This is a genomic window from Clostridium sp., from assembly GCF_051278035.1.
In the GTDB taxonomy this organism is placed as follows: Bacteria; Bacillota; Clostridia; order Clostridiales; family Clostridiaceae; genus Clostridium_AD.
Map to the genome: position 1 here is coordinate 1 of NZ_JBNMNU010000038.1, position 11,875 is coordinate 11,875.

10 protein-coding genes are annotated in these 11,875 nt (G+C 32.2%); all 10 read left to right on the forward strand.

Translation table 11 applies throughout. From position 1 onward, the window contains the following. Positions 1 to 1,441, forward strand: a 1,441-nt coding sequence (gene mmsA, locus ACJAX4_RS07760; RefSeq protein WP_435788887.1) for a multiple monosaccharide ABC transporter ATP-binding protein, incomplete at its 5' end; no start/stop codon positions are given. Next, positions 1,441 to 2,604 (forward strand): multiple monosaccharide ABC transporter permease, encoded by a 1,164-nt coding sequence (mmsB, locus tag ACJAX4_RS07765; RefSeq protein ID WP_435788888.1) that lies wholly within the window; start codon positions 1,441 to 1,443, stop codon positions 2,602 to 2,604. The genes mmsA and mmsB, both read left to right, overlap by 1 nt. A 99-nt stretch (positions 2,605 to 2,703) precedes the next feature. Beyond that, positions 2,704 to 4,416, forward strand: coding sequence for a methyl-accepting chemotaxis protein (locus ACJAX4_RS07770; RefSeq protein WP_435788889.1), 1,713 nt, complete (start codon positions 2,704 to 2,706; stop codon positions 4,414 to 4,416). A 53-nt stretch (positions 4,417 to 4,469) separates the two neighbouring features. Further along, complete coding sequence (locus tag ACJAX4_RS07775; RefSeq protein WP_435788890.1) at positions 4,470 to 4,742, forward strand: hypothetical protein; 273 nt, start codon at positions 4,470 to 4,472, stop codon at positions 4,740 to 4,742. Positions 4,743 to 4,976: 234 nt separating this feature from the next. Continuing rightward, a complete protein-coding gene (locus tag ACJAX4_RS07780; protein WP_435788891.1) occupies positions 4,977 to 5,738 on the forward strand; it encodes an alpha/beta hydrolase in 762 nt (253 codons plus the stop codon). 59 nt (positions 5,739 to 5,797) lie between these two features. After that, entirely contained in the window at positions 5,798 to 6,502 is a 705-nt protein-coding gene (locus ACJAX4_RS07785) for a FadR/GntR family transcriptional regulator (RefSeq protein WP_435788892.1), read from the forward strand. Between the two features lie 233 nt (positions 6,503 to 6,735). Then, positions 6,736 to 7,524 carry an electron transfer flavoprotein subunit beta/FixA family protein gene (locus ACJAX4_RS07790; RefSeq protein WP_435788893.1) on the forward strand — a complete coding sequence of 263 codons (789 nt, stop codon included), beginning with the start codon at positions 6,736 to 6,738 and terminating at the stop codon, positions 7,522 to 7,524. 17 nt (positions 7,525 to 7,541) lie between these two features. Further along, on the forward strand, positions 7,542 to 8,756 hold the full coding sequence (locus tag ACJAX4_RS07795; protein ID WP_435788894.1) for an FAD-binding protein: 1,215 nt from the start codon (positions 7,542 to 7,544) through the stop codon (positions 8,754 to 8,756). An 82-nt stretch (positions 8,757 to 8,838) separates the two neighbouring features. Next, a complete protein-coding gene (locus tag ACJAX4_RS07800) occupies positions 8,839 to 10,236 on the forward strand; it encodes an FAD-binding oxidoreductase (RefSeq protein ID WP_435788895.1) in 1,398 nt (465 codons plus the stop codon). A gap of 110 nt (positions 10,237 to 10,346) precedes the next feature. Then, positions 10,347 to 11,870, forward strand: coding sequence for an L-lactate permease (locus ACJAX4_RS07805; RefSeq protein ID WP_435788896.1), 1,524 nt, complete (start codon positions 10,347 to 10,349; stop codon positions 11,868 to 11,870). Positions 11,871 to 11,875: the final 5 nt, after the last annotated feature.

The following is an 11,875-nucleotide window of genomic DNA, read 5'->3' on the forward strand; positions in this document are numbered from 1 at the left end:
TCATGCATTGTGTGGTGAAAATGGTGCAGGTAAATCAACTCTAATGAAGGTTTTAAGTGGAGTATATCCTCATGGAACTTATTCTGGGGAGATTCTGTTTGAAGGAAATTTATGTGAATTTAAAGATATAAGGCAAAGTGAGCATTTGGGAATAGTAATTATTCATCAAGAACTTGCATTAATTCCATTCTTGTCAATTGCTGAAAATATATTCTTAGGAAATGAAAGAAAGAAAAATGGTATTGTTGATTGGAATGAAACTATTAGATTTACTAAAGAATTACTTGAAAAAGTAGGGCTAAAGGAATCGCCCAATACTCTTATTGCAAATATTAGTGTTGGAAAACAGCAATTGGTTGAAATCGCCAAGGCCTTATCTAAAGAAGTTAGTTTATTAATTTTAGATGAACCTACAGCAGCATTAAATGAAGCCGATAGTGATAATTTACTTAACCTTATTGTGGGTCTTAAAAATCATGGAATTACAGCTATACTTATTTCTCATAAATTGAATGAAATTTCAAAGGTTGCGGATTCCATTACTATATTACGTGATGGTGCAGCAATTGAAACATTAGATACTAAAAAAGATAACATAACAGAAGATAGAATAATCAAAGGTATGGTAGGAAGAGAACTCGTAAATCGTTATCCAACTCGAGAACCTAATATTTCCGAAGTTATATTTGAAGTGAAAAATTGGAATGCATATCATCACGTTATTAGAGATTTAAAAGTTAGCGATAATGTAAATATAAATATTCGTAAGGGTGAAGTTGTTGGGATTGCTGGGCTTATGGGAGCAGGTAGAACAGAACTTGCTATGAGTATTTTTGGTAAGTCCTACGGTAAAAGAATAAGTGGACAAATATTTAAAGATGGTAAAGAAATACACTTGAATAATGTTAACAAGGCTATTGAAAATGGTTTGGCTTATGTAACAGAGGATAGGAAGGCCTATGGATTAATTTTAATAGATCACATAAAAGGGAATACAACCCTAGCTAATTTAAAAAGAATATCAAAGTATGGAATAATAAATGAAAACGAAGAGATTGTTCATACTGAAGAGTTACGCAGAAAACTAAACATAAAATGTTCTGGGATATTACAAAAGACGGGTAATTTAAGTGGTGGAAATCAGCAGAAAGTTATTTTAGGGAAGTGGATTTTTACAGAGCCAGATATATTAATTATGGATGAGCCGACCAGAGGTATTGATGTTGGAGCAAAATATGAAATATATACTATAATTAATGATTTAGCAGATCAAGGAAAAGGAGTATTGGTTATTTCTTCAGAGCTTCCTGAACTTTTAGGTATGTGTGATAGGATTTATGTTATGAATGAAGGAAAGATAATAGGAGAGCTCAGTGCTAAGGAAGCAACACAAGAAAAAATAATGAAAATGATTATAACACAAGGACAGGAGGTAGAATAATGGGAACTATAATAAAAGCATTTAAGGATAATGTTAGCAAATATAGTATGATAATTGCATTAGTAGGAATTATGATATACTTTCAAATTGCATCAGAGGGTATTTTGTTAAAGCCTTTAAATATAACAAATTTAATATTACAAAATAGTTATATATTAATACTTGCAATAGGTATGCTACTTGTTATAGTTGCTTTTCATATTGATTTATCAGTAGGCTCAATAGCAGCTGTAATTGGAGCGTTTGCTGGAATAATGATAATTAATAATAATATGCCAGTTCCACTTGGAATAGGAATTACATTATTAATCGGGGCTATTATAGGAGCTTGGCAAGGGTATTGGATTGCTTATGTAAAAATACCGGCATTTATAACTACACTTGCAGGAATGATGCTATTTAGGGGTCTAACCTATGTTTCATTAAACGGAACTTCAATTGCACCTTTCCCTAAATCGTTTCAACTTATGAGTACTGGTTTTATACCGGACTTCTTTAATGGTAATGGGATTCATATTACAACTATTGTTATTGGGGTAATCTTGACTATTTTATTTGTAATACTTGAAATGAAAAAAAGAGCTAATCAGAAAAAATACAACTTTGAGGTTGTGAAACCAGTATTTTTAATTATTAAATTGGTTGTAATTGTAGCTCTTATAAATTCATTTTGTTATGTAATGGCTAGTTATAAAGGATTACCTAATGTTTTAGTATTATTAGGTGTTCTAGTGGCTTTTTATACTTTTATAACTACGAAAACTACGTTTGGGAGACATATTTATGCACTTGGAGGAAATGAAAAAGCTGCAAGGCTTTCTGGAGTAAAAACAAAATGGGTTGTATTCTTGGTTTTTGTTAATATGGGGGTTTTATCTGCCCTTGCTGGACTTGTATTTGCGGCAAGATTAAATTCTGCAACGCCGAATGCCGGAGTTGGGTTTGAACTTGATGCTATTGCGGCATGTTTTATAGGAGGAGCTTCAACAGCAGGTGGTATTGGAACAGTTATGGGAGCAATAATTGGGGGCCTATTCATGGGAGTTATGAATAACGGAATGTCACTAATTGGAGTAGGAATTGATTGGCAACAGACGATAAAGGGATTGGTACTATTATTTGCTGTAGCATTTGATGTATACTCAAAATCAAAAACGACTTAAATTAAAATATAGTTAAAAGAGGAGGGGTTGTATGAGATTTACGCGACCTCTCTTTATTTAATATAATCATATGAATAATTTTCATTGAGAGGTGTTATAATGAATTTAATAACAAACTTAAAAATTAAGACAAAATTGATAGTTAGTTTTACTATTATTTCACTTTTTGTAGGAATAGTAGGCTTTAATGCAATTGATAACATGAAAAAAATAAATGGTGAAATGGTATCTATGTATAAAAATAGATTGTTACCTATTAACTATTTGGGAAGCGTTTCTAAAAATGAAATGGAAGGACGTGCGGATTTATTATATGCACTTCACGTAACAGATAAAAATGAAATGAAATCTATTGCAAAAAAAATAAAAGATCTTGTTTATCAAAATTTAAAACTCATCGAAAAATATAAAGCTACTGAACTTACAGTAGAGCAAATATCTTTAGTAGAAAAATATGAATTAGATAATGAGAATTTTAGTAATACAAGAGCAAATATTTTAAATTTATTGGTAACAGGTAGACTAGATGAAGCTACATTTTTATTTGGGAAAGTTGAAGAGGCGCGAATAGTCACATTAAAAAATGTTGATGATATGATAAATCAGAATATAGATATTGCAGATAAAGTTAATATAGAGAGCAATAAAGCATTTAGAAATTGGTATCAGCTTATGGTTGCACTTATAGTAGGGGCACTTATTATAGCTATTGGACTCGGGATTATTCTAAGTAATTACATAACAAAATCTTTAAAAAGAGGGGTGGATTTTGCTAAGTCACTCTCAGAAGGGAATTTAGCAGGGAAGATTAAAATTAAATCTAAAGATGAATTTGGTGTATTAGGGGAGGCTCTTAACATTGCTTCACAGAATACATTAGTGTTGGTGAAAAAATTAAATGATATAATTAAACAACTTTCATTATCTAGTGAAGAATTATCTATGGCAAGTGGAGAAATATCTGATAAAGTTATGAATATTAATTCGTCTGTGTTTCAAATCACTGAAGGCATGTCGAGTACAAGCACCTCAACACAGGAGGTGAGTGGTTCGGGTGAAGAAATAGAGAAATCCATAATAGAAATTGCAAAAAAATCTAAAATAGCTAATGATGAGTCACATGAAATTGAAGAAAGAGCAAAAAAAATTAATATACAATCACAAGCTGCAATAAAACATGCAAGAGAAATATATGTGGAGAAACATTCTAAAATAATAAATGCTATAAATGAAGGAAAAGTAGTTGAAGAAATTAAAAGCATGGCAGAAGTAATATCACAAATTGCTAGTCAAACTAATTTACTTTCACTTAATGCAGCAATTGAAGCAGCAAGAGCAGGGGAACAAGGTAGAGGATTTTCGGTTGTTGCAGAGGAAGTAAGGAAACTTGCAGAAAAATCTACATTAACAGTTAAAAGTATTCAAGAAGTAATAACAAAGGTTCAAAGTGCTTTTAAAAACCTATCAGACGAGTCAAATGATATATTAGCATTTATTGATGAAAGTATAGCAAAAACTTTTAATGATTATTTAGAAACTGGATATCAATACAAAAAAGATGCTAATGTAATAAGTCAATTATCTAGTACTATTGCGAAAAATACACAGGAAGTATCTCCGTCGATTAATCAGGTCAGTAGTGCTATTGATACAATAGCAGCTACTCTAGAAGAAATAACTGCCGGTTCTGAAGAAATTTCTAGCAATGTTGCTGAAGTTGCAAATTCAATGAATGATATTTCAAAATCATCTCAAATTCAAACTGAATTAGTACAGGAACTTACGGGCATAATTGAAAAGTTTAAAATTTAGAAAACAAGATTTGAAACTAAATAATACAGTAGATTTGTTAAGGAGAATTAATTATGGCAATATCAAATACATTTTTTGGAATATTAGTTGTGGCAGTTGGAGTATACGCAATGATTTATAATAAGTATCCTGGTAAATTAGTTTCTTATGAAAATGCTAAGAAAAAATATGGTACTGTTAATGAAAGAAAATTAACTATATTTGATGGAAGTTTTTGTGTGATATATGGTGCGGCGTATATATTCTTAGAAGTACCATTTTTGTTTATACTACTAGTAGCATATTATCCAGTAAGGATTGTACTACTTAAAAGTAAGTTACTATAAGAAGGAAACAAAGGTGAAAACATTTATTGATACAGCAAATGTAAATAGGCGGAATCCTCCCATCTTCATGGGTTGGAGATGGATAGCCCTTGGCTTTAGACAAAAATAGTTGTATGTTTTTAGTGTAAAGACACATACTATAATCAGTAAGAATATTGTGATAGGAGATGATTACTTGATTTTACATACAAATAATCATTCAGTATTTAGACTAAATGATATGATGTATTAATTATGAAAAAACATGTTGAATTTGAAAGTAATGGATTGATTTTAAGGGGATATCTTCAAATGCCAGATGCAGTTACAGGCAAAGTACCGCTATTATGTATGTTTCATGGCTTTACAAGTAATAAAATGGAAGACCATTTTTATTATGTTAGGCTGTCTAAAAGACTTGAAACGTTAGGAATTGCGTCACTAAGAATGGACTTTGGAAATTCAGGAGAAAGTGATGGTAAATTCGAGAATATGACTCCTATTGTTGAAATAAAAGATGCAATTAATATAGTCGAATATGGAAAGTTAATTCCTAATATTGACTTAGATAGGATAGGGTTAATTGGCTCTAGTATGGGTGGAATGATTGCAGGGATTGTTGCGAGTGAACTTAAAGATGATGTAAAGTGTCTATGTCTTATATCTCCAGCAGCAAACACTGAACAAATTATGAGTGATTATTTTGAGAATGGGAATAGGATTGCAGATATTAATGGTTTACTTTTTTCAAGGGATGCCTTTGATGAAATGAAGACAATAGATCCATATGAGAGATCAAAGGGATTTATAGGCGATGTTTTAATAGTTCATGGTACAAAGGATGAAGTAGTTCCAAATGAACTATCGAAAAAATACAAAGATATATATGGAGGAAAAGTGAATTTTGTAGATATTGAAGGGGGAAATCATATTCTTAGCTGTAGAAAATGGGAAATGGACCTAAGTGATGCAATAATTAAATTTTCCACAAGTGAATTTTCCACAAGTAAATTTTAATTGTTATGTTATAATATAATGTAAGGAATTTAAATTTTACTAGAAGTGGGGGCCGCAAGATGTTTAGTCCAATAAAGACTACAAAAGTTTATGAACAGGTAATATTTCAAATTAAAGATATGATCGATAAAGGTATTCTTAAGAAAGGCGATAAGCTTCCATCAGAGAGGGCTTTAGTAGAACAATTACAGATAAGTAGAACTTCTATTCGTGAAGCACTTAGGGCATTAGAAGTTATTGGTCTTATAGATTGTAGACAAGGGGAAGGTAACTATATAAAGGCAAGTTTTCAAGATAATCTATTTGAACCACTTTCAATTATGTTTATGTTAGAGGAAAGTAATCAAGATGATATATGGGAACTTAGAAAGATCATGGAAGTTGAGGCGTCAGGCCTTGCTGCCCAGAGAATAACGGATGAAAAGCTACAAGAATTAAAAGAAATCACTAAAAGATTTATGAATTCTGTGGAAGAGGACATTACTGCTGATATTGACAAAGAGTTTCATTATAAAATTGCAGAATGTTCAGGGAATATTTTAATATTTAATATTCTTAAAACAGTGTCAACGCTTGTAGATCATTTTATTGTGGATGCAAGAAAATTAATACTAGTCCAAGAAAAAAATAAGAAAATATTGTTTGATCAACACAAGAACATATATTTAGCTATAGAAAAACATAGTTCAATAGCTGCAAGGCAAGCAATGGCGGAACATTTAGATTTTGCAAAGCTGTATATTGAAGAAAATGAAATGCTTTAATATACTAGATACATAAATGGCCTTAAAATATTTAACTCTATGAAAAATGAAGGTAAGAATAATATTTATTATTCTTACCTTCATCTTTTTGAATTAAATAATTCTTATTGTTAACTTTTTAACTATTGTAGAAATATTTAAAATAGTGTGATATTATTAATTTATAAGGTGGTCGGACCATACTACCATACATGATTTGTTAGACTTTTAATATAAAGATTGGAGGAATATATATGGATATATTAGTTTGTATAAAACAAGTTCCAGGAACTTCAAATGTTGAAGTAGATCCAGTTACAGGTGTTTTAAAAAGAGATGGCATAGATTCGAAAATGAATCCTTTTGATTTATTTGCTCTTGAAACTGCACTTAAAATTAAAGAACAAGAGGGCGGAGTAATTAAGGTTATAACAATGGGACCACCACAGGCAAAAGATGTAATTCGAGAAGCGTATATGATGGGTGCAGATGAAGGTGCACTTGTAAGTGATAGAAAATTTGCAGGAGCAGATGTACTTGCTACTTCTTATACACTTTCACAAGGCGTAAAGCAAATGGGTACATTTGATCTCATATTATGTGGAAAACAGACAACTGATGGAGACACTGCTCAAGTAGGACCAGAAATGGCTGAATACCTAGGTATTCCACACATTGCAAACGTTTTAAAAATAGAAGAAATAAAGGAAAGATCAGTTATTGTGGAAATGGATATGGCAAATACGATTGAAATAGCTGAAATTAAGTTTCCATGTCTTTTAACTGTAGATAAAGATATATATCAACCAAGGCTTCCATCATACAGGGCAAAAATAGCTACAAAAGATAGAGAAATTAAAGTGATAACATTAAATGATTTTGAAGATAAGAACGAAAAGAAATATGGACTTAATGGTTCACCAACTCAGGTTGAAAGAATATTTCCACCAGATGTAAACAATGATAGAGAAACATGGACAGGCAATGGTGCAGAACTTAGTCTTAAAATAGCTACAAAACTTAAAGAATTAAAATTTGTATAAAGAAGGGTGGTATATTCATGGGTAAGTTAATTTGTAATCAGGCAAAAGTAAACGATTCCAATATTCAAGAATTAATAAAGGTTTGTCCTTTTGGTTCCATTGAATATGTTAATGAAAAAATAGAAGTTAATGCAGGGTGCAAAATGTGTAAGATTTGTGTTACAAAAGGACCAAATGGAGTAATGGAATTTGTTGAAACAGAGGAACCAAAAATAGATAAGAGTTTGTGGAAGGGTATAGCGGTATATGTGGACCATGTTGATGGAATTATACATCCTGTAACAATGGAACTTATAGGAAAAGCTAGAGAGCTTGCAAGCGTTGTTGATTTTCCAGTATATTGTGTATTTATTGGTCACAATATAAAGCAAAAAGCTAAAGAATTACTTCTTTATGGCGTTGATGAGGTCTTTGTTTATGATTACAACGAACTTAAGGATTTTAGGATAGAACCTTATACCGCTGCCTTTGAGGATTTTGTAAATAAGGTAAAGCCATCATCAATACTTGTTGGAGCTACATCGATAGGTAGATCTCTTGCACCTAGAGTAGCGGCAAGGTTTAGAACAGGACTAACAGCTGATTGTACAAAGCTTAAAATAAAGAGAAACACAGATCTTGTACAAATAAGACCTGCTTTTGGTGGTAACATTATGGCTCAAATTTTATGTCCGAATACTAGGCCACAGATGTCAACAGTAAGATATAAGGTTATGAATGCTCCTGAAAAACTTTGCGCTCCAAAAGGCAAAATTACAATTTGTGAAATAGATAGAGAAAAATTAGTTTCTAATATAAAAGTATTAAAAGTAACAGAAAAAGAAATAGAAGAAAACATCTCAGACGCAGAGGTAATCATTGCAGTTGGTAGAGCATTAAAGTCAGAAAAAGACATGGCTATGATTCAGGAACTTGCGGATCTTCTTGGTGCTCAAATAGCTGGGACAAGACGATTAATTGAAACAGGTTGGATTGATGCTAAGAAACAAATAGGTCTTTCTGGTAGAACAGTTAAACCAAAACTTATAATAGCTCTTGGAATTTCTGGAGCAGTTCAATTTACGGCTGGAATGAATAGTTCAGAGCGTATATTTGCAATAAATACTGATGCAAATGCTTCGATATTTAATGTAGCTCATTATGGGGTAGTAGGAGATATTTATGAAATAGTTCCTCAGTTAATTGAAAATATTAAAAATGGTGGAGCAGAATCTTGTGTTAGTAACTTTTAGTAAACAGTTAAAGATATTAGGAAATTAGTGTTTACACTAAAGTTAGTAACTATGCTAAATTAAGAATCAAGGAGGCAATATTATGGGATATAAAAAGCTTGATGCTACGGATATAGAATTTTTAGTGTCTATATTAGGTAGTGATAGAGTGTTTACAGATGACCAAATAAATGATGATTTCAGCCATGATGAGATGGGTGGAATAAGCAAAATGCCAGACGTATTAGTTGAGGTTCTTGAAACTACGGAAGTGGCGAAAATTATGAAATATGCAAATGAAAATATGATTCCTGTTGTAGCAAGAGGTTCAGGAACAGGACTTGTAGGAGCATCAGTTCCAGTTTGTGGTGGAATTATGATAAATATGTCTAAAATGAATAAAATAATTGAGATAGATGAAGAAAATTTGATGCTAACTCTTGAACCAGGTGTACTTTTAATGGAAATAAGTAAATTTGTGGAAGAACATGATTTGTTTTATCCACCAGATCCAGGTGAGAAATCTGCTACAATTGGTGGTAACATAAGCACCAATGCAGGTGGAATGAGGGCCGTTAAATATGGAGTTACTAGAGATTATATAAGAGGACTTGAAGTAGTGCTTCCAAGTGGAGAAATACTTGAAGTCGGAGGCAAAGTAGTTAAGAATTCTACTGGCTACAGCATAAAAGACATGATTTGTGGGGCAGAAGGAACACTTGGAATAATAACAAAGATTATATTAAGACTATTACCACTACCTAAAAAAGCGGTATCACTTTTAATACCTTTTCCAGATCTTGATATGGCAATAAATACAGTGCCTTTAATAGTTAAATCAAAAGCTGCGCCAACGGCTATAGAATTTATGCAAAGAGAAGTTATTATTGCTGCTGAAGAATTCCTAGGAAAGAAATTCCCTGATAATTCATCAGATGCATATCTTTTATTAACTTTTGATGGTAATAACATAGAAGAAATAGAAAGAGCTTATGAAGGTGTAGCTAATATTTGCCTAGAAGAGGGTGCTCTTGATGTATTTATAACTGATACAGATGAGCGAAAAGAAGCTGTTTGGTCTGCTAGAGGAGCTTTCCTTGAAGCAGTTAAAGCAACAACAACAGATATGGATGAATGCGATGTTGTCGTTCCAAGAGATAAAGTTGCAGAGTTTATTAAGTATAATAATGAACTTCAAAAGCAGTTTGATGTAAGAATAAGAAGCTTTGGACATGCAGGTGATGGTAATTTACATGTATATGTATTAAAAGATGAGCTAACTGACAGTGCATGGGAAAAGAAAATTGAAGTAGTATTTGAAGCAATGTATAGTAAATCAAGGGATTTAAAAGGCTTAGTATCCGGTGAACATGGAATCGGATTTGCTAAAAAAGCATATATGCTGGAACAATTAGGGCCAGTATATGTAGATCTTATGAAAAATATAAAATTAGCATTTGATCCTAAAAATATATTAAATCCAGGAAAAGTTTGTCAGTAGTACAAATTATACCGCCAATGTCTTTAAAAGAGGTTGGCGAATAAATAATAGTTATATGTAGTCGATTTCACTATACGACTCATATCGCTAAATATAGGAGGAAATAAAAGATGAGCGATTATTTATTATTTTTCATAGCACTTATCCCAATTGTATGGCTTATGGTGTCACTAGGTGTCCTTAAAATGCCAGGACATAAAACCTGTTCAATTACACTTGTAATTACTTTGGTACTTGCAACCTTAGTTTGGAAGATGCCAATTGGTCAAACTTTTACAGCAGCGCTAGATGGTGCAGCAATGGCAATATGGCCAATAATTGTTGTAATAATAGCAGCGGTATTTACTTACAACCTTTCTATTCATACAAAAAGTATGGATGTAATAAAGGATATGATGACAGGAATAACAACTGATAGGAGAATACTAGTTTTAATAGTTGCCTGGGGTTTTGGTGGGTTTCTTGAAGCAATTGCAGGTTTTGGTACAGCAGTTGCGATACCCGCAAGTATTTTAGCCGCACTTGGCTTTAATCCAGTATTTGCGGCAATAATATGTCTTATTGCAAATACAACGCCAACAGCTTTTGGTGCCATAGGTCTACCTGTAATAACATTGGCAAAGGTGGCAGGAATTGATCCTGTAATTTTGGGTTATGCAGTTGGAATTCAATTATTTGCATTAATTGTAATTGTACCATTAGCTTTAGTAATGCTTACAGGTAAAAGTGTAAAGGCAATAAAAGGAGTTGTTTTTATTTCTCTTGCATCGGGGCTAGCTTTTGCATTGCCAGAACTTTTAATTGCAAAATATGTTGGACCTGAACTTCCAGCACTAATAGGTTCAATATTATGTATTATTGTAACGGTTATAATAGCTAAAATATTTTATAAGAAAACTGCAGCAAAAGATAAGGTTGAGGTATCTTTAAAACAAGCGTTAATAGCTTGGGTACCATTTATATTAATTCTAACTTTTATATTAATTACAAGCTCACTTGTTCCAGCGATTAATAAACCATTATCATCTATAAAAACGTCTGTTCAAATATTTACTGGACCACATGCTAAACTTAGTACCTTTACCTGGATTGCTAATCCTGGTACACTTATAATTCTTGCCACATTTATAGGGGGGATTATTCAAGGAGCTAAGTTTAAAGAAATAATAAAAGTATTTACGGATACTTGCAAGCAAATGAGTAAAACGGCAATTACAATAATTGCGATAGTAGCACTTGCAAAGGTAATGAGCTATAGCGGAATGATAACATCTATTGCTGTGGTATTAGTTGCAGGAACTGGAAGATTTTATCCGTTAATTGCTCCGATTATAGGTGCACTAGGTACATTTGTAACTGGTAGTGATACATCATCTAATGTACTTTTCGGACCACTTCAAGTTGAAGTTGCAAAAAATTTACACATGAGTCCTTATTGGCTAGCGGCTGCCAATACTGGTGGAGCTACCGCAGGTAAAATGATTTCACCTCAAAGTATTGCTGTTGCCACAGCTGCAACTGGAATTGTAGGAGCTGAAGGTAAGATATTAAAGGCAACCTTAAAATTCTGTTTGGCATATGTAGCAATTTTAGGATTAATTGTTTTCTTTGGAGCAAAATATTTCACAATTTAGGGAGG

Coding starts and splice junctions, on each gene's coding strand:
- mmsB (WP_435788888.1), top strand. CDS start 1,441: ATGGGAACTATAATAAAAGCATTTAAGGATAATGTTAGCAAATATAGT.
- ACJAX4_RS07770 (WP_435788889.1), top strand. CDS start 2,704: ATGAATTTAATAACAAACTTAAAAATTAAGACAAAATTGATAGTTAGT.
- ACJAX4_RS07775 (WP_435788890.1), top strand. CDS start 4,470: ATGGCAATATCAAATACATTTTTTGGAATATTAGTTGTGGCAGTTGGA.
- ACJAX4_RS07780 (WP_435788891.1), top strand. CDS start 4,977: ATGAAAAAACATGTTGAATTTGAAAGTAATGGATTGATTTTAAGGGGA.
- ACJAX4_RS07785 (WP_435788892.1), top strand. CDS start 5,798: ATGTTTAGTCCAATAAAGACTACAAAAGTTTATGAACAGGTAATATTT.
- ACJAX4_RS07790 (WP_435788893.1), top strand. CDS start 6,736: ATGGATATATTAGTTTGTATAAAACAAGTTCCAGGAACTTCAAATGTT.
- ACJAX4_RS07795 (WP_435788894.1), top strand. CDS start 7,542: ATGGGTAAGTTAATTTGTAATCAGGCAAAAGTAAACGATTCCAATATT.
- ACJAX4_RS07800 (WP_435788895.1), top strand. CDS start 8,839: ATGGGATATAAAAAGCTTGATGCTACGGATATAGAATTTTTAGTGTCT.
- ACJAX4_RS07805 (WP_435788896.1), top strand. CDS start 10,347: ATGAGCGATTATTTATTATTTTTCATAGCACTTATCCCAATTGTATGG.